This window comes from Desulfovibrio simplex (assembly GCF_055387835.1).
In genome coordinates this window covers 1,644,316-1,661,089 of the sequence record NZ_AP042377.1, presented here as the reverse complement: position 1 = coordinate 1,661,089, position 16,774 = coordinate 1,644,316, and the positions used below count along the sequence as shown (strand labels likewise).

20 protein-coding genes and 1 pseudogene are annotated in these 16,774 nt (G+C 56.3%); 17 read left to right on the top strand and 4 right to left on the bottom strand.

Annotated features, from left to right (window positions below; translation table 11 throughout):
• Position 1 precedes the first annotated feature (1 nt).
• From ACZ5DH_RS06810 to ACZ5DH_RS06795, 4 genes are all read right to left on the bottom strand, one after another.
• A complete protein-coding gene (locus ACZ5DH_RS06810) occupies positions 2 to 2,113 on the bottom strand; it encodes an ATP-binding protein (protein ID WP_464256319.1) in 2,112 nt (703 codons plus the stop codon).
• Between the two features lie 9 nt (positions 2,114 to 2,122).
• Positions 2,123 to 3,265, bottom strand: a complete 1,143-nt coding sequence (locus tag ACZ5DH_RS06805) for a hypothetical protein (protein WP_464256318.1) — start codon at positions 3,263 to 3,265, stop codon at positions 2,123 to 2,125.
• 52 nt (positions 3,266 to 3,317) lie between these two features.
• Entirely contained in the window at positions 3,318 to 3,671 is a 354-nt protein-coding gene (locus ACZ5DH_RS06800; protein WP_464256317.1) for a hypothetical protein, read from the bottom strand.
• A 71-nt stretch (positions 3,672 to 3,742) separates the two neighbouring features.
• Positions 3,743 to 4,042 carry an immunity protein gene (locus ACZ5DH_RS06795; protein WP_464256316.1) on the bottom strand — a complete coding sequence of 100 codons (300 nt, stop codon included), beginning with the start codon at positions 4,040 to 4,042 and terminating at the stop codon, positions 3,743 to 3,745.
• Positions 4,043 to 4,278: 236 nt separating this feature from the next.
• Between ACZ5DH_RS06795 and ACZ5DH_RS06790 the strand changes: the two genes are divergently transcribed.
• From ACZ5DH_RS06790 to ACZ5DH_RS06710, 17 genes and pseudogenes are all read left to right on the top strand, one after another.
• Positions 4,279 to 4,620: a hypothetical protein gene (locus ACZ5DH_RS06790; RefSeq protein ID WP_464256315.1), complete on the top strand. Its 342-nt coding sequence runs from the start codon at positions 4,279 to 4,281 to the stop codon at positions 4,618 to 4,620.
• Positions 4,621 to 4,639: 19 nt separating this feature from the next.
• Positions 4,640 to 4,765 carry a hypothetical protein gene (locus ACZ5DH_RS06785; protein WP_464256314.1) on the top strand — a complete coding sequence of 42 codons (126 nt, stop codon included), beginning with the start codon at positions 4,640 to 4,642 and terminating at the stop codon, positions 4,763 to 4,765.
• On the top strand, positions 4,741 to 5,364 hold the full coding sequence (locus ACZ5DH_RS06780; protein WP_464256313.1) for a P-loop NTPase family protein: 624 nt from the start codon (positions 4,741 to 4,743) through the stop codon (positions 5,362 to 5,364). Before ACZ5DH_RS06785 ends, ACZ5DH_RS06780 begins: the two co-directional genes overlap by 25 nt.
• 8 nt (positions 5,365 to 5,372) lie before the next feature.
• Entirely contained in the window at positions 5,373 to 5,834 is a 462-nt protein-coding gene (locus ACZ5DH_RS06775) for a hypothetical protein (protein WP_464256312.1), read from the top strand.
• Positions 5,834 to 6,814 (top strand): P-type conjugative transfer ATPase TrbB, encoded by a 981-nt coding sequence (gene trbB, locus ACZ5DH_RS06770; protein WP_464256311.1) that lies wholly within the window; start codon positions 5,834 to 5,836, stop codon positions 6,812 to 6,814. The genes ACZ5DH_RS06775 and trbB overlap by 1 nt, the downstream gene beginning before the upstream one ends.
• A 12-nt stretch (positions 6,815 to 6,826) precedes the next feature.
• On the top strand, positions 6,827 to 7,042 hold the full coding sequence (locus ACZ5DH_RS06765; protein WP_464256310.1) for a Com family DNA-binding transcriptional regulator: 216 nt from the start codon (positions 6,827 to 6,829) through the stop codon (positions 7,040 to 7,042).
• Positions 7,011 to 7,367, top strand: a complete 357-nt coding sequence (locus ACZ5DH_RS06760) for a TrbC/VirB2 family type IV secretion system protein (protein ID WP_464256309.1) — start codon at positions 7,011 to 7,013, stop codon at positions 7,365 to 7,367. The genes ACZ5DH_RS06765 and ACZ5DH_RS06760 overlap by 32 nt, the downstream gene beginning before the upstream one ends.
• A 35-nt stretch (positions 7,368 to 7,402) precedes the next feature.
• Positions 7,403 to 7,681, top strand: coding sequence for a conjugal transfer protein TrbD (gene trbD / locus ACZ5DH_RS06755; protein ID WP_464256520.1), 279 nt, complete (start codon positions 7,403 to 7,405; stop codon positions 7,679 to 7,681).
• Positions 7,675 to 10,089 (top strand): TraG/VirB4 family ATPase, encoded by a 2,415-nt coding sequence (locus ACZ5DH_RS06750; RefSeq protein ID WP_464256308.1) that lies wholly within the window; start codon positions 7,675 to 7,677, stop codon positions 10,087 to 10,089. The genes trbD and ACZ5DH_RS06750 overlap by 7 nt, the downstream gene beginning before the upstream one ends.
• A 50-nt stretch (positions 10,090 to 10,139) precedes the next feature.
• On the top strand, positions 10,140 to 10,940 hold the full coding sequence (gene trbJ, locus ACZ5DH_RS06745; RefSeq protein WP_464256307.1) for a P-type conjugative transfer protein TrbJ: 801 nt from the start codon (positions 10,140 to 10,142) through the stop codon (positions 10,938 to 10,940).
• Between the two features lie 12 nt (positions 10,941 to 10,952).
• Positions 10,953 to 11,282: a hypothetical protein gene (locus ACZ5DH_RS06740; RefSeq protein ID WP_464256306.1), complete on the top strand. Its 330-nt coding sequence runs from the start codon at positions 10,953 to 10,955 to the stop codon at positions 11,280 to 11,282.
• Positions 11,283 to 11,285: 3 nt separating this feature from the next.
• Positions 11,286 to 12,041: a type IV secretion system protein gene (locus ACZ5DH_RS06735; RefSeq protein WP_464256519.1), complete on the top strand. Its 756-nt coding sequence runs from the start codon at positions 11,286 to 11,288 to the stop codon at positions 12,039 to 12,041.
• 98 nt (positions 12,042 to 12,139) lie between these two features.
• Complete coding sequence (locus ACZ5DH_RS06730) at positions 12,140 to 12,880, top strand: VirB8/TrbF family protein (protein WP_464256305.1); 741 nt, start codon at positions 12,140 to 12,142, stop codon at positions 12,878 to 12,880.
• 8 nt (positions 12,881 to 12,888) lie between these two features.
• Positions 12,889 to 13,836 (top strand): P-type conjugative transfer protein TrbG, encoded by a 948-nt coding sequence (gene trbG / locus ACZ5DH_RS06725; protein WP_464256304.1) that lies wholly within the window; start codon positions 12,889 to 12,891, stop codon positions 13,834 to 13,836.
• A complete protein-coding gene (locus ACZ5DH_RS06720) occupies positions 13,833 to 14,339 on the top strand; it encodes a hypothetical protein (protein WP_464256303.1) in 507 nt (168 codons plus the stop codon). The genes trbG and ACZ5DH_RS06720 overlap by 4 nt, the downstream gene beginning before the upstream one ends.
• An 8-nt stretch (positions 14,340 to 14,347) precedes the next feature.
• Entirely contained in the window at positions 14,348 to 15,583 is a 1,236-nt protein-coding gene (locus tag ACZ5DH_RS06715) for a TrbI/VirB10 family protein (RefSeq protein WP_464256302.1), read from the top strand.
• A gap of 69 nt (positions 15,584 to 15,652) precedes the next feature.
• Positions 15,653 to 16,666, top strand: a pseudogene (locus tag ACZ5DH_RS06710) (type IV secretory system conjugative DNA transfer family protein); the annotation flags it as partial.
• Positions 16,667 to 16,774 lie beyond the last annotated feature (108 nt).

Sequence of the window (16,774 nt, the reverse complement as noted above, 5' to 3'; positions counted from 1 at the left end):
GCTAACCCTTTGAGCGAACATAGGATGTACCGTTTCGCTCTGGGTTACGATAGGCCTCCCAACCACTATCCTGAGAACCATATAATGTGTCCATAGCGATCTTTACCAATTGATAGGCAAATGTATCTCTATCATCAAGATGCTGTGGAATTTTGGTAAGCAGAAAGGCTTTAATCGCTCCCCAGGCGACACCTTCATGAGATTCAATTTTATCAATGAGGTTTTGATCAAGCTTCAGGGCTTCGATAGCTTGTTCTCTAATTTTTCCCATGACATCGATAGGGGCACAATCATCTTCTCTTATAGGCTCAAGAAGTCCAGCTGGTGGAGTTGCCTGACAAGGTTCGACAGATGCAGGGGAATTACAACTACTTACATTCCCTAATAATGCTTGAGCATAAGTGTTTCCTGCTGGCCGATTATATTCCTGATCCAACATGCTGAATTCTTTTTCAAAAGATAAAATACGCAAGCTGATAGGATATGGCTTCCCGCCAACTGAGCTCCAAAACACTCCCTGCCCCGGAATTGGTTCATTCAAAAGAGAACTCAATAGGTCGTCACTAAAGTGGGCGTTGGCACGTTTTAGTGAAGCAAGATCGGCCGCAGACAAAAGATGAAAAATGAACCAGTTGTCTCCCTGGCTAAGAATTTCAACGGGAATACTCCCAGGCTGCTGAGTAATTAGCAGTGCCCCAAGATCGTATTTTCTGCCTTCTTTTACCCAAGCTACGTATGGTTCAGCTGCTGGCGCATTTTCATTTAATACAGACTGAGCTTCTTCAACTACCGCAATAGTAGGAATGGTATTGGGATCAGCCGCAGTAAATTCTTGTTGATTTCGATCGAAAATGCGCCTTAGAATTAATCCGGATAAAATTAAGGACTGCCCACCACGCATTTGAGAGACATCAATAACACAAAGTTTGCCGTCAGAAAGAGCCTGCGTAAGCATATCCATGAGTTGGCTGCTTCTACTGTGCAGCATTCTTACTATTGCAGTCATATTTCCGCGTGCCGCAAGAGCTTCTGCTTCTTGTCGCTGCGGGTCAAGATCTAACAAACGACAAATATCTGTTAATGGTGTCGCGTTGCCATTTTCGTCAATAATATTAACCAAATCTTCCCATCTGTTTTGCGATAATCCACGCAGCTTACGAACGTTCTGCTGATCTTGGCGTTCTGGCGAAAGAGCGATTGCAATGACATCGCTAGGACGTAATCTCCTAATATCTAATCTTATACCGCCAGCAACAAAAGATTGATAGAAGGGGCTAGGACTTCTGCGATCAGTAAATACGACTAACTTGTCTTCCAAATCAGGAACATCACACAATCCTGGGCGGCCTTTATCATCTGGCCAAAAATACTCACCATCTGGATCGAAGATTACAGTACCCACCGGTACTCTACGGTCTCCGCGTTTGGTTACATGAGGCGTATTTTTGTAAAGTCTACTGAAAAGTAATTTATTCAAATTTGACTTACCAAAGCCTGCACGTGCAAAGACAAAGCTCCTTCGCGCAACCAGTGATTCAATGGGAAAGTGAACTTGGACTTCAGGTGAAAGGAGTTGCATCCATTCTTGTGTTTCAAAATTTTTGCAACCGTTGGCATATATATATTCACCAAAAGCCAAATGCCCAATCGGCGCTCCTTCTAGATTGTGTGCAGCTACTTCACGTAATACCTCATCGCTTGGAAAGGCTACCTTGCTTCCCACATGGGGCAACCGACGATGTGATGGAACAAATGTTAGTCCGTTGCCATTTTTTCTCAATATTCCAAGAACTCTTATATTCACACGATACTTCAAATATTGTTCGCGCAAATCTTCCGGAATTGGTCGACCATCGCGGACGGCTCTAATATTAAACTCTTCCCCAGAACCGTGAGAAAGCTTACCTTCTGAAGAAAAAGACGCAATACGGCCTAGAACGGCTTCATCAGGTGTTTCGAGTTGGACAAGGATGAACTGTCCATGCATGGGTATATTTTGAAATTCATTGCGGTAAGGTAAAACCAAATCCGCATGGAACTCCATTCCCCCTTGCTGGAACCCTCGAAAAATACCGACTATCTGCTCTGTAGGAAAAAGCTGGATATCAGGCATGTCTTCTCCTTAACTATACCTACGCTGAGCAGGGTCAGCGTCTTGCAACTGAAAAGCATCTAGCAGCTCTGCTTGCGCCCCAAGACTCCCACGAACTCCCTCGTAAATGAAGTCTTGCAAAATATCAAAGTCAAAATCGACCAACGCAGCGTTTTCGTGTGCTTTTTGCAAACAGCGCGGATAATGTGGAACAGGAAAGCCGTTGATCGCATCCGTTAGCATAGAGCCTAAAATCAGTTGAGAACTGGAAATTTGTGGGAGGAAAATATCAACTGGCCAAATAGGATCACGCTTACGATTCCCAAACTTAACTAAAAACATTTTCCCACCGACAAATTTGTTTACCTCACCCCCATCACTTGCTCGATCATCCCCCCGTGCAAACTCTGACCAAACATATGCGCGTTCTTCAACTTCTCTTGGCACTTCTACATACGCGGGATAATCCGTCAGGAGAACGCCCTCCAAGGCCATCGCCAAGCGATAACGAGAAAGCACTTTGCTGTGTTTTGCTACGCCAGCAAGTAAAATTTGTCGGCGGCTGTTAGTGTAGTGAGCTTCTATACGGTTCTTCATGCCGTTGAGTAATTTGGGGAAGAGGTCTTGAGCAAAAACCTTACTTCTCAGTAAGCCATCACAAATAATCAAGGTGTCCGTTCCAAAGTCTTTGTCGAGCAGTGCAAACAAAATCGCCCACTCAACGAGCTCTCTGTATACCTGAACCCAACTGGGGGATACCGGCTCACCCTTTCTTGTAGGCCTGATCATATGGGACAGTTTAGCTAAGCTATCAACGCCCAAAAAGCTCATCATCTTGCCGAGAGATGTTCGCGGTGTGCCGTCAGAATTAAATTGAAATTTGTCGAGCTTTTCAAGCGGCGTCGTCGGGGACACAGCCTCTAAGCAATATTCATTGTTGCTGCTGTCAACTACGCGAACAAGTTGAATTAAAAATGGATCAAACTGCAGCTGGTTATTTCCACCATCTGTGGCTACTAACGAGATAGATGTTGTAGCTCGCGGTTGTATTTGACGAGTTGCAGATTTAAGAGGGCGGATTTCTTCTCTAAGAGCATCCAAAATACCACGGTCAGAGCCTATGCAATCTGCAATCGCCTCTTTGAGCTGGGCCTGCGTCGTTGGGTCGATCATCTGCTGTCCTAAAGGGTGTTCGCGATGTGAATATGTGTCTTTGGTCAATAGTTTAATTTATTATGAGCTTAAACACCATACGCGGATCAAGGGTACTCTCAATGAAGCCTAAACAATCTTTACTTATGTAGATAGTCCTCAACATCTTTCGTAAATAAAGAATTCGTGCTCCCTTACGTGCATATTTCGGCCCTCCTCCCCGACGCCTCTGCGTCTTCAGTGTCGCCGCCGACAACGAAAACAACAGCGCCGCTTCTTTTTCCGTCAGATATTCTTTCCGGCGTATACGCTCCATCTCGCAAATCACCTCCGCGACCGGCGCGAGGATTTTCTCCAGGGCGGCGGCGATGGCCTTTTCAAGGTCGATCTCCTGATCGGAGATGGACATTTGCTTGGGAGCCTTCATAAAAAGCCGTATCCATCCTAACAAGGAAAATGTTGTGAAAACTCCAGGAAATTACTTCTTGGAGTTTTTCTTTATTCCCCCGGTTGCGTCCAGGCCTGTTCTTTTGCCACAGCCAGAAGGTAGCTGAGGTCTTCCCCCAGCACTTCCGCCATGCGTTGGGCATCCGATATCTGAACGCCTTGGGGCTTTCCTGTGTTGGATGCCTGATTACGCATGGCCGTCCACCTGGCGGCTGCGGCTTTCGGCGTGTCATCCGGCCAGAGCATGGCCGCGAATTCGCCTTTCTTCCAGCCGCGTTGTTTCACCCTGTTCGCCACAAGCTCCACAAAAGCCCGTTCCAGCGCCATGGCAAAATTGTTTTTTGTTGTCATGTCTTGCCTCCGGTTTTACCCAATACACCGGAAATTCCTTTCTTGTCTATTCAAAAATTCCTGTTAAGTAAAGAAGGAAATTCCTCAAAATTTATTGAAGGAGGTTACGGAAGATGGAAGCTCACTGGCGGATATTGAAGACCGCAGGCGAAAAAAATACACAATTTCACTGTATTCCCCACGCTCCAGGTTCTGCGAAAAAATCTTTGGCTATGGCGAGGCCAAAGGAAACGGCCATGGATTCTGACCAAAAGCACCTTTCCAACAACATGGCGGGAATTGAATTTGTGGCTTGTCTGGAGAATATCAAGGAATTTCTTCAGAAAAGCTGGAAGCACTCCCAGATTCACCGCCGCCTGAAGGACGAAGGCAGAATCACCATGTCCTATGGGGCGTTTTGCTACCACATGCGCCGTCTGTCCCTGGACAAACATCGGCCTGGCGAGCAGCAGCCCGCCCCAAAACCGAAATCGGCGCTACCGGCGACTCCTGCCCGTACCGCAGGGCCGCGCCATGTCACGGCGTCCAGCGGTAAATTTCCCGATCCACGGGACATGAATCCCGAAGAAGCCATTTAACCAAAAGGAAGTACCAGCTATGGCGACCATTCATTTTATTCAGCAGGGCAAAGGCGGCGTGGGCAAATCCATGATCGCTGTCATCCTGTACCAGGTGCTGCGCCACCTGGCAAAGAGGTCATGGCCTTTGACACTGACCCGGTAAACGCCACCTTGGCGGGGTTCAAGGAATTTGAGGTGAAACGCCTGGACATCCTGAAAAACGGCGACATCGATCCCCGCGCGTTTGACGAACTGATCAACATCATCGCCGGACTTCCCCCGGAAACGCACGTCATTGTGGATAACGGCGCTTCGTCTTTTCTGGCTCTCAACAGTTACATCAGGGAAAACGATGTGTTGGGCATTCTAGCGGAAAGCGGCCACAACGTCTATTTCCATACCGTCATTACGGGAGGGCAGGCCGTTGCCGATACGGCTTTGGGCTTGCGTTCCCTGGCAATGGGCTTTCCCGGCTCTCCCCTCGTGGTCTGGCTGAATCCCTATTTCGGAGAAATCCGCATGGATGACCGCCCCTTTGAAGAATTTAAGGTCTATCAGGAGTTCGGCAGCCAGTTTCATGCGGTCATCACCATCCCCCAAGGTAACAAGGCCACGCTGGGCAAGGATCTGGAAATGCTGTTCGCCAAGCGCCAGAGCTTTGCCACGGGCATCAACTCCAGTCAGTCCATTGTCATGCGCTCGCGTCTGGCCCGGTACTGGAACGAGTTTGTGTCCGTGGTGGAACTGGCCGCCATCGCATAGGGGGGCGCATGTCTGACGCTGAATATATGAAAGAAGTGAAAGAACTCGCCGCCACACTTGAAGACAAAAACATCCTGCCGGATGGCGCGGGACTCTCTCTTGAGCAGGTGCGGGCGCTTCTCGCCCATGCGCATGAAAAGGTTGTGGACAAGGCCGATCCCATTCTTATGGTCGTCACCATTTTGAACGCGCACCTGACGGAAGTGAAAAAACTCCAGACCCGGCACAAAGAAGGCCTGGACCGACTGATGGTCGATAAAACAGACGCCTATGTCTCCGGCGTGGCGGCTGCGGTCGGGCAACTGACGGACAGCCTTTCCTCCGCTTCGGTGGAAGGCATCCGTAAAGTCTTTGACGATCACGCGGTCAGGCTTCAGGCCTTCAAGAACAGCACAACATGGCTCGCGGCCATTGTCGCGGTCTCGGCGCTGCTCAACGTGGCGGTTTTCGTCCTGAAGGCGGTGCGCTGATGCTCATGCGCCCCTGCGACGATCCACGCCTGCTGGAGGGCCTGCGCCACGCTTGTGGTCCGCTGTTCATGAACGCCCCGGAAGATCCGGAAGTGATCGAGATCATGCTCAACCCGGACGGCTCGCTCTGGATTGAAAAGTATGGCCGGGATCATGATCGCATCGGGAAAATTCCGATAGCGCAAAGCAGGCTCATTCTTTCGCAGGTGGCCAGCGGCCTGAACCTCACGGTGAATGAGCGCAGCCCCATTGTAGAAGGCGAATTCCCCCTGGACGGTTCTCGCTTTGAAGGCACGTTCCCGCCCATTGTCGGGCCGGGGCCGTCTTTTTCGCTGCGCAAGAAGGCCAGCCGGGTATTTACCCTGGCGGAATACGCCGCTGCAGGTTCCCTCACCCTGGAGGCCGTCAACCTTATTGAAGACGCGGTTTGTCGCCGCCTGAACATCGTGGTGGTCGGGGGCACATCTTCCGGCAAGACAACCTTTGTCAACGCGGTGATCGATGCCATTGACCGGCTCACGCCCACGCATCGCCTGCTTATCCTGGAGGATACAGCGGAACTGCAATCAAAAAGCCCCAACGCGGTCTTTTTCCGCACTTCCGTGCTGGCCAACGTGGACATGCGCACTCTGGCCAAAGTCAGCATGCGTTACGCGCCCAAGCGTATTTTGGTGGGCGAAGTGCGGGACGCCGCCGCTTTGGAAATGCTCAAGCTCTGGAACACCGGCCATCCGGGAGGCGTTTCCACTTTCCACGCGGACAGCGCGGAAGAAGCCTTACCACGCCTGGAAGAACTGGTGGAGGAAGCCGGACTCGGCCCCAAGCAGAAACTCATCGGCAGGGCCGTGGATCTGGCTGTCTACACGGAAAAAACGCCGGACAATCAGCGGCGAATTTCCAGCATCGTCAAAGTCAACAGGTTCAACCACAAGGAGGAATTCTATGAAACAGACACGCTCTACACGGCGAGCGCCGCATAAGGACGGTTCCTTATGAAAGCGCCCGTCACAACGCCCCCGGAGATTCGCTGCCGGGACTGCAACCGCCTGCTGGCGCGTGGCGCTCTTGAAGCCGGAGACATCGAACTTCAGTGCCCGCGCTGCAAAACCCGCCTGCATCTGAGGGCCACGCGCCCCAGCCAAGCGCCGCATGACGGCCTCCATGATGGAGATCGTTATGTACGCGAAACGCCTTCTTCTCACCGCTGATTCCCGCTTTTCTTGCCTGAAGCCTATGGCCGTTTTCGGCCTGCTGACCGTCTGCCTTTGCTTTCCTGACATCGCCGCCGCATCAGGCGGCATCACGGAATTTTCCAGCCCCCTGGAACGGGTGGTGAACACCATTACCGGCCCTGCCGGCAAATGGATCGCCATTGTGGCCATGGCGCTGTGCGGCGTCATCTTCATCATGAACAAAGACGACATCAGCGGCGGTTTCAAGCTGCTGCTGTCCGTGGTCTTCGGCATTTCCTTCATCGCCTTTGCCGCCAGCATCGTGAACTCGGCCTTTTCTTTCTCCGGAGCCGTAATATGAGCGGCCCAACGGATATGTAGCGGCGTTTTCTCCCCATTCACCAATCGCTGCACCGGCATGCCCATGTGCTGGGCGCGGAACGGGAACTGGTCATGACCAGCGCCCTGATCGCGCTGCTGGTGGGCGTGGGCGGTCTGACGGCGGTTTCCATCGTGTCGGCCATCATGTTCTGGATCGCGGCGGTATTCGCGCTCCGGCGCATGGCCAAGGCCGATTCGATCATGAGCCGGGTCCGGCTGCGGCACGTCAAACAGCAAGAGTTTTATCCGGCCAGGGCAAGCCGCTGGCGCACGGCGGGAGGCTTCAAATGTTGAAGCTCATCGACTACCGCGCCAAAACCAAAGGCCTGCCGGACCTGCTGCCATATGCCGCACTCATCGAGCCCGGCGTCATCCTGAATAAGGACGGCTCGCTTCTGGCGGGCTGGGAAGTGCGCGGCCAGGATACGGCCAGCGCCACGGAAAGCGATCTGGCTCTGGTTTCCAGCCGCTTCAACAGCGCGGTGAAACTGCTGGGCAGCGGCTGGATGCTGCACATGGACGCCATCCGCAGTTCACACAGGGCGTATCCGGCTCCGGAGAAAAGCCATTTCCCCGATCCGGTGACGCGGCTCATTGATGAAGAGCGCCGGGAGCACTTCAGCGGCAACAGGTGCTTCAGCACCAGCACCGTCTTGACTGTCACTTACAAACCCAACTTCCAGGCTGCGAAAATCGCGGGCAAAGCGCAGGCGGGCGTTGCCACGTCCGGCGCTCTGGAAAAGGCCCTGGCCTACTTCCGGAATATGTTGGAAGAGCTGGAAGACGCGCTTTCCGCCGTGCTGCGCATGGAGCGGCTGCTTGATTATGAAGTGGAAGATGCGGACGGCTCCGCCTGGCTCCAGTCGGATTTGCTCTCACATCTCCAGCATTGTGTCTCCGGCGAACTCCAGCCTGTGCGGGTGTCGAAAACGCCCATGTATCTGGACGCACTGCTCGGCAGTGAAGACCTGGTGGGCGGCATCATTCCGCGCCTGGGCAACCGTCATCTGGCCGTGCTGTCCCTGGACGGCCTGCCGCAGGAATCCTACCCGGCCATGCTGCGCGATCTGGACGCTCTGGGCCTGGAGTACCGTTTCTCCAGCCGCTTCATCTGCCTGGATCAGTATGACGCGGCCAAGGAGATCAACGGGTATCGCAAGGGCTGGCGGCAGCAGGTCTACCGATTCCTGGATCAGTTTTTCAATAACCCCAACGCCCACGCCAACCGTGACGTCCTGCTCATGGCCGAGGACGCGGAAACCGCGCTCACGGAAGTCCAAGGCGGCTATGTCAGCGCGGGCTATCTGACTTCCTGCATTGTCCTGATGCACGACGATCCGGAGCGCTTGCAGGATTGGGCGCGGGACTTGCGACGCACGGTGCAGACGCTGGGCTTCGGCTGCCGGATCGAATCCATCAACTGCCTGGAGGACTGGCTGGGCACACATCCGGGCAACAGTTACGCCAATCAGCGCCGCCCCATGATCAACACGCTGAATCTGGCGGATTTGCTGCCGCTGTCTTCGGTCTGGACGGGCTCCCCGGTCAATCCCTGCCCGTTTTATCCGACCAACTCCAGACCGCTGGCCGTGCTGATGACGGACAACTCCACGCCGTTCTGGTTCAACATCCACGCCGGAGACCTCGGCCATACGCTGATATTCGGGCCGACCGGCGCGGGCAAATCCACCTTGCTGGCTTTCATCGCCGCACAGTTCCGCTGCTATGAAAACGCCCGGATCTTCGCCTTTGACAAGGGCATGAGCCTGTTTCCGCTCTGCTTCGGGGCGGGCGGCGATCATTACACCATCGGCAACGCGGAAAAGCTCGCCTTTGCGCCGCTCCAACGCATCGACTCGGAAGAGGAACGCGCCTGGGCGGAAGAATGGATCGTCTCCCTCATGGAGTTGCAGCAGTTCACGGTCATGCCCAGCCATCGCAACGCCATCCACACGGCCATGCTGACCTTGGCCGCAAACCCGCCGCATCTGCGCTCTCTGACCAGCTTCTACCATGTGGTTCAGACGCGGGAGATCAAGGAAGCCATCCAGCATTACACCGTGCAGGGAGCCATGGGGCGGCTGCTGGACGCGGACTCCGACAACCTGAACCTCTCCCGTTTCATGGTCTTTGAGATCGAAGACCTGATGAACCTTGGCGACAAAAACCTGGTGCCGGTGCTGACCTACCTGTTCCGGCGCATTGAAAAGGCCCTTGACGGATCGCCAACCATCCTTGTGCTGGATGAAGCCTGGATCATGCTGGGGCATCCGGTGTTCCGGGCCAAGATCCGCGAATGGCTGAAAGTCATGCGCAAGGCCAACTGCGCGGTGATCCTGGCCACGCAGAGCCTTTCCGACGCCAAAAACTCCGGCATTCTGGACGTTCTGGCGGAATCCTGCCCGACAAAGATTTTTCTGCCCAACAGCGCCGCCGAAGACGCCGGGCAGAAGGAACTCTACACGAGCATGGGTCTCAACGACAAACAGATCCACATCCTCAAAACCAGCACTCCCAAGCAGGACTACTACATCGTCAGTCCGCAGGGGCGGCGCAAGGTGCAGCTCGCCCTCAAAGGCAAAACGCTGTCTTTCGTCGGCGCGTCCGACAAGGAGAGCATCGCCCGCATCCGCGCTCTGGCTTCGGAATACGGCCCGGATAAATGGCAGGCGGCCTGGCTGCGCGAGCGCGGCGCGGCGTGACCACAACGCCGGGAGGTTTCGGCCTCCCGGCCCTCAATAAGGAAGTTCGTATGAAAAAGTATTTTTTGAGCCTTGCCGTGCTGGTGCTGCTCGTCACGCCCGCTCATGCGCTTACCGTTACCTGCACAAATTGCAGCAACATGCTGGTGCAAATGCTGGATCGCATCACCAATGTGGAACAGCTTTCCAACGCCCTCAAGCAGTACCAGGAGGCCGTGGAGCAGACGCGCCAGCAGATTGAGATGGTGCGCCAAAATATCGAGCAGTACGAAAACATGCTCCAGAACACGGCACAGCTCCCGGCCAACCTGGTCAATGAGCTGAAAAACAGTCTGATGCGCCTGGCCGGCCTTTCCAGCACGTTGCGCACACAGCGCGGCGACATCGTTGCCCTTGGCGAGATTTTCACCAACCTGTTCCCGGAGCAGGCGCTCTTCGGCACTCTGGCCGGAGCCAGCCCGGCCCAAGTGGAAGAAGCCAACCGCCGTTACCGCCAGGAATGGGACAAGTGGGCGGAATCGGTGGATACCGCGTCACAGGCCACGTTCCAGCTTTCCGGCCAGCAGCTTGCGGACTTGCAGCGCGATCCGGCGCGGTTCCAGCAATACATCGACAATCTGCTTTCCACGCCGGACGGCCAGCAAAAGGCCATCATGGCGGGCAATCAGCTTTCCGCCCTCCAGGTGCAGGAATCCCGGCAACTGCGAGAACTCATGGCCACGCAGGTGCAGTCCCAACTGGCCAGCCAGATGAAGCAGGAAAAGGAAAGCCAGATGTCTGAGGAGGCCTGGCGGAACACCCTGAAAACTAACCGCATCGGCAGGGCCAAAGCCAAGCCCGACCCGTTTTAGGCGGGTGTTTCCATGAAACGGAATTATCTGCCCCTGTCCGTTCTCGCTTTGGCGCTGGGCGCGGTCTTTATCGGCGTCAGCGAGGCCCATGCCGCCAATGAAGATTTCGTGTCCACGCTGGTGCGCGAGTTCTACAACAAAACCAGCACCTGGGAGCCGACCTTGAAGCGCTACGCCCTGGTCGTGTTCCGCTGGCTGGTCATCCTGGAGGTGTGTTTTCTGGGCATCAAGGCGGCGCTCAACCGCGACCAGGTTGCCGACATCTTCAAACAGTTCGTCATGCTTCTGCTCATGGCCGGGTTTTTCCTGGCCGTCATCAACTATTACCAGGAATGGGCCTGAAATCTGATCAACGGGCTCGGCGCGATTGGCAAGGAACTGACGCCGGGCGGCTACTCTTCGGAGTCGCCGTTTTTGACCGGCATGCAGCTCGTCAAGCTGGTGCTGGACAAACTCTCCATCTGGTCGCCGGGAAACTCCATCGCTCTGCTCATCGCCGCTCTGGTGATCATTGTGTGTTTCGCGCTCATCTCCGCCCAGGTGGTCTTCATCAAGTGCGAAGCCATGGTGGCCATGGCGGCGGCGCTGATCCTGGTGGCCTTCGGCGGCAGTTCCTTTCTCAAGGATTACGCCGTCAACGCCATCCGCTATGTGCTGGCCGTGGCCTTCAAACTCTTTGTCATGCAATTCGTGCTGGGCATAGGCATCGCCTTTATCGAAGGCTTTTCCACGTCCACGGCGGAGCTTCAGGACATCTTTGTGGTCATCGGCGCGTCGGTGGTGCTGCTGGCCCTGGTCAAATCCCTGCCGGATGTCTGCGCGGGCATTATCAACGGTTCGCACGTTTCCAGCGGGGCGGCGCTAACCGCTTCCGCCGCCGCTGTGGGCGGCGCGGCCATCGGCGCGATGGTCGCCGGAAGCAACACCGTGCAGAACGTGAAGGACGCCGCCAAGGTGGCCGGAATGGAAGGCACGGGGGCTATGGGCGTAGCGAAAGCCCTGTGGGGAGCAAGTCAAGACGCCAAAACCTCCGGTGAAAAGGATCTCAGCACCCGGACACGTTCTGAAATGCAGGAACGCCTGGAACGGGCAAAAAAATGAACCAAAACAGCGACAAATAGTCGGCTGCCGCCACATTGCACCATGCGGGCCTCGCGCCCCAGCCCAGCGCCGCAAGACGGCCTTTTCGGAGATCGTCTATGCGCTTCAAAAATTCCAAGGCGGAAGCGCCATTGCCTGCCGCTCCGCTTGGCAAAAGAGACAATCCCTATCTGAACGGACGGGAAGAATGGCTGGAGCGGTGCGGCTCCTATATCAGCCGGGCCGCGCAATGGCGCATGGTCGCCTTCATCTGCTTGCTGCTCACCGGCATTTCCCTCACCGGCAACGTCATGCAGGCCGGGCAGGTGAAAACGGTTCCCTACATTATCGAGGTGGACAAGCTGGGCAAATCCGCTGTGGTGGCGCGGGCGGACAGGGCCAGCGCCACGCCGCAGCGCCTGATCCTGGCGGAAATCGCGGCCTGCGTCAGTTCCTGGCGCACGGTCACGGCGGACGTGGAACTCCAGCAAAAAATGATCGAGCGCCTGTCCTTTTTCATGGCCGGAAGCGCCAAGGGCGTTCTGCGCGAGTGGTACGAAGCCAACAACCCCTATGAAATCGCCAAATCCGGCAAGCTGGTGCATGTGGAGATCAAAGGCCTGCCCCTGCCGGTCAGCTCCGATTCCTACCGCGTGGAATGGGTGGAGAGCGTGCGCAGTCATGCGGGCGTTCTGCTGGATTCCCACAGCTATGAAGCCACGGTGACGATCCAGATCAATCCGCCGACCGTTGACGCGGTGATTCTGCGCAACCCCGGCGGCGTCTACATCACCGCGCTTTCGGCCGGCAAGGTGGTCGGCGCTCCGGCTCCTGTCAAGCCCCAGAATAATCAGGAATGAGGTTCCTCATGAAAAAGATACTGCTTTTTGTCTGCGCTTTCGCACTGTTCGCTACTCCGGCCCTTGCCGCTGCCCCGGTTCCGGAGGGTTGGCCCCCGGCGCTGCAAGCCGAAGCAGGTAACGCGCCGAGCAATTCGGCCACAGCGGCAGCTGCCGTGCCCGAAATCGACTACCTGAGCCCCAAAACCGTGCCGCTGACCGCCGCCGAGAAAAAGGCCCTCCGGATTTCCGGAGACTGGTCGCGCCAGAGCGTTGAACCCGTGCTCACGGGCGGCGGCAAGGTGGTCTATGTGCATGGCGCGAGCCTGCCCACCATTGTGGCCGCGCCCATGCAGGTCTGCGATGTGAAATTGCAGGCCGGGGAAACCGTGCATGAAATCGTGGTGGGCGATTCCTCCCGCTGGATGGTGGATTCCGGTACAGCCGGTTCCGGCGCGAATGCCGCCGCGCACCTCTTCATCAAACCTGTGGACGCGGGCCTGGAAAGCTCCGCCGTCATCACCACCGACCGCCGGGTGTACCATTTACGCCTTGTATCCCAGCGTTCCGGCCATACGCCGTATGTGGGCTTTCTGTATTCGGAAAGCCTGAAACAGCTGGCCGCCTGGAAACAGGCCAGGGACGCCAAAGAAAAGGAGTGGCAGTCCACCACAGTGGACGGCAAAGCGGCGGACTTGTCCGCCCTCAACTTCAATTATGAGGTCAAAGGCAAGGCGAGTTGGAAGCCTGAGCGCGTCTACGATGACGGGCGGCAGACCTTCATCCGCCTGCCCGAAAAATCCACCTCCGGAGAAATGCCCGTGCTGCTGGTGCGCAAGGGCAAACAGGATGTGCTGGTCAACTACCGGGTCAAGGATTTGGCCATGATCGTAGACGGCCTCTTTGACCGCATTGCCCTGATTATCGGCGTGGGCGGCGATCAGGAAAAAGTGGAAGTCATAAGGGGGAATAAGTGATGCGAGCCATATTCCTTTCTCTTTGCCTGACCGTGCTGCTGGCCTCCGGCTGCGCGGTGCACGGGCCGGTGGGCTCCTGGTGCGGGCCGCTGCCGGAGCGCGGCGCGGTCTCGGCCATTGCCGACGATGCCGTGTCCTGCCTTACGGCCTTGTACCCACCCGGCTACACCTCATTGCATCTGCTCCAAGCCAAGGATGCGGGCAACGAGTTCGCCGCCGCCTTTGAAAAAAGCCTGCGGGCCAAGGGCTTCACTCTGGCCGCTGCGGAATCCGCTGATGTGCTGGTCGTCGCCTATACCCTGGATGCTCTGGACGAAAAAAGCGCTTGGTATCTGCAACTGCGGCTTTCGGACGGCAAGGCCTTTGCCCGGTCATACACTGCCGGCGGTCAGCCGGAAGCCGGCCAGAGCCGCACGGAACAGGAGTTCCGGCGTTCCGTTATTGACCAGGCAAAACAAAAAGCCCGCCATGCCTGGGATTCGGGCATGGACGCCATGCGATAGGGGGAAATATGAGCGACAAAACCCCCAACAGCCTGGAACCGGTGAAAAAGGTCAGCGTGGCCCGCATGAGCCGCTGGCCGCTTTATGCCGTGCTGCTGGCCGGGCTCTTTTTGCTCGGCATCCTGGTCTACAGCGTGAATTTTGCTCACAACCAGGAAGAAAAACAGGCAGCAACACCCAAAGTGGACATCAAGGAAGAAGAGCGGCCCCTGCTCATGGGCGAAGGCAAAGGCCTCGCCTTGAAACCGCCTGCCGGTTCCCCGGCTTTGGTTGTTCCGGAGCCGAAAACGGCGGGCGGGCGCGAGCCGCTGATTGTGGTGCAGAAGTCGTCAGAACAGCCGGATCAGTACCGTCAGGAACTGGAAAACCTGCGCCGCATGAAGGCGCAGGCTCAGCTCACGGCGCTTTCCGCGCCCCTCGGTGTAAAGAAAAAGTCAGACACGTCTGGCCAATCTGGTCAGCAGGCGGCGATGCTGCGGGAAGATCAGCGGCGTGGCAGCGCCCCGGATGCTGGCCGCGATCTCTCCGCCCTGCGGGAAAACGGCTACGATCCCGCCGCCGACAAGGATAAGGAAGCCTTTTTCAGCCGGGCGGAAAAAGATGCAACCTGGATTCTGCCGCACACCCGTACGGCTGGCCAGCCGTTGGAGCTGAAAACCGGCGCGGTGATCCCCGGCGTCATGGTCACGGGCATCAATTCCGATCTGCCGGGCAACATCATTGCCCAAGTTTCCCAAAACGTCTTTGACACGGCAACCGGGCGGCAACTGCTTATTCCGCAAGGGGCAAAGCTCTTCGGCGTGTATGATTCCCGCGTCATCTACGGCCAGGAACGGGTGCTGGTGGCCTGGAACCGCCTTGTGTTCCCGGACGGTTCCGCCGTCACGCTGGGAGCCATGCCCGGCGCGGATATGGCGGGCAACGCCGGGTACACGGATGAAGTAAACAACCATTATCTGCGCATCTTCGGTTCGGCCATCCTGATGAGCATGATCACGGGCGGCATGTCCTATTCCATGGACGCCCTGAATACTTCCGGCAACTCCGGGCAGGGAAACCAGACACCGACCTTGCAGGACGAAATGGGTTCCGCCCTGGCCGCACCACTCGGCCAGGCCACGCTCCAGCTATTGCAAAAAAACATCAACATCAAGCCCACGCTGGAAATCCGGCCCGGCTATCAGTTCAATGTGATTGTCACCAAAGATTTGGTGTTTCAGCAGCCGTACAGCAATCGGCGCTAACCGTATTCGCACTTTGCGGGCCACGCGCCTCAGCCCAGCGCCGCATGACGGCCTCCATCGGAGAATGTCATGCCCGCAAAATACGGCCTGGGCGCGGAGAAAAAGAAAAGCGGCCTGCGCTGGCTCTATCTGCCGTTCATGCTTCTGCTCGGCTTGGCCAGCCTGGTGCTGGCAACCCAGCGCATCGCCGCCTATTTAAGCTATCACTCGGCGCTCGGCGAACCGTGGGGCGTTGCCTTTGGACTCCCCTGGTACGCGCTCTGGTCGGTGATCGCTTGGCAGGAAAAATTCGGCTCCAGCGATACCTACGGTTTCATTGAACAGGCCATAACGCACAGCCAGGCGCTGTTTCTGCTGCCACAATTCATCGTCATCGCTTACTGGATGGCCTTCATGAAAAAACTGAGGGCCAATGCCAACCTGCACGGTTCGGCCCGCTGGGCGGAAGAGAAAGAAATCCGCACGATGGGCTACTTTGAGGGCAAAGGCGTCTATGTGGGCGGCTGGCTCAAGAAGTACGCCGGGCTGGCTTCACTCTGGCGCTCGTTTCAATCAAAGCCGGAGGAGGTGCAGCTTTACCTGCGGCACAACGGCCCGGAACACATCATGGTGTTCGCGCCGACAAGAAGCGGCAAGGGTATCGGCCTGATCCTGCCCACGCTCCTGGCCTGGGAAGGCTCCAGCATCGTGCTGGATATCAAGGGCGAGAATTGGGCGCTCACAGCCGGATGGCGCAAATCGCAGGGCCAGGCTGTGCTGCGCTTCGACCCCTCCGATCCTTCCGGCGCGTCCGCCGCTTTCAACCCCCTGGAAGAACTCCGCCTGGATACGCTGATGGTGATTCCGGACGTGCAGAACATGGCCGCCATGCTGGTCGATCCCAACGGCAAAGGCCTGGAGGATCACTGGTCGAAAGCGGCGTTCGCCATGCTCAGTGGTGCGCTCCTGCACTGCTGCATCATGATCCGACACAGCCAGGGCCGCACCGCCACGCTTTACGATTTGTCGTGCATGTTGGCCGATGAGAGCCGTACCATCAAGGCCTTGTTTGAAGAAATGGTGACCACGCCCCATGAAAAACTGCTTCGGGAGATGTTCCCCAGCGGTGAAGGCGGCGACAAGGCGCATACTTTCATCGCCAGTTCAGCACGAGAGATGTTGAACAAAGCGGAAAACGATACTTTCAATTTC

Bases quoted from the DNA above. Each gene is read 5' to 3' on its own strand.
- ACZ5DH_RS06810 (WP_464256319.1), bottom strand. From the start codon at position 2,113: ATGCCTGATATCCAGCTTTTTCCTACAGAGCAGATAGTCGGTATTTTT.
- ACZ5DH_RS06805 (WP_464256318.1), bottom strand. From the start codon at position 3,265: ATGATCGACCCAACGACGCAGGCCCAGCTCAAAGAGGCGATTGCAGAT.
- ACZ5DH_RS06800 (WP_464256317.1), bottom strand. From the start codon at position 3,671: ATGAAGGCTCCCAAGCAAATGTCCATCTCCGATCAGGAGATCGACCTT.
- ACZ5DH_RS06795 (WP_464256316.1), bottom strand. From the start codon at position 4,042: ATGACAACAAAAAACAATTTTGCCATGGCGCTGGAACGGGCTTTTGTG.
- ACZ5DH_RS06790 (WP_464256315.1), top strand. From the start codon at position 4,279: ATGGATTCTGACCAAAAGCACCTTTCCAACAACATGGCGGGAATTGAA.
- ACZ5DH_RS06785 (WP_464256314.1), top strand. From the start codon at position 4,640: ATGGCGACCATTCATTTTATTCAGCAGGGCAAAGGCGGCGTGGGCAAA.
- ACZ5DH_RS06780 (WP_464256313.1), top strand. From the start codon at position 4,741: ATGGCCTTTGACACTGACCCGGTAAACGCCACCTTGGCGGGGTTCAAG.
- ACZ5DH_RS06775 (WP_464256312.1), top strand. From the start codon at position 5,373: ATGTCTGACGCTGAATATATGAAAGAAGTGAAAGAACTCGCCGCCACA.
- trbB (WP_464256311.1), top strand. From the start codon at position 5,834: ATGCTCATGCGCCCCTGCGACGATCCACGCCTGCTGGAGGGCCTGCGC.
- ACZ5DH_RS06765 (WP_464256310.1), top strand. From the start codon at position 6,827: ATGAAAGCGCCCGTCACAACGCCCCCGGAGATTCGCTGCCGGGACTGC.
- ACZ5DH_RS06760 (WP_464256309.1), top strand. From the start codon at position 7,011: ATGTACGCGAAACGCCTTCTTCTCACCGCTGATTCCCGCTTTTCTTGC.
- ACZ5DH_RS06750 (WP_464256308.1), top strand. From the start codon at position 7,675: ATGTTGAAGCTCATCGACTACCGCGCCAAAACCAAAGGCCTGCCGGAC.
- trbJ (WP_464256307.1), top strand. From the start codon at position 10,140: ATGAAAAAGTATTTTTTGAGCCTTGCCGTGCTGGTGCTGCTCGTCACG.
- ACZ5DH_RS06740 (WP_464256306.1), top strand. From the start codon at position 10,953: ATGAAACGGAATTATCTGCCCCTGTCCGTTCTCGCTTTGGCGCTGGGC.
- ACZ5DH_RS06730 (WP_464256305.1), top strand. From the start codon at position 12,140: ATGCGCTTCAAAAATTCCAAGGCGGAAGCGCCATTGCCTGCCGCTCCG.
- trbG (WP_464256304.1), top strand. From the start codon at position 12,889: ATGAAAAAGATACTGCTTTTTGTCTGCGCTTTCGCACTGTTCGCTACT.
- ACZ5DH_RS06715 (WP_464256302.1), top strand. From the start codon at position 14,348: ATGAGCGACAAAACCCCCAACAGCCTGGAACCGGTGAAAAAGGTCAGC.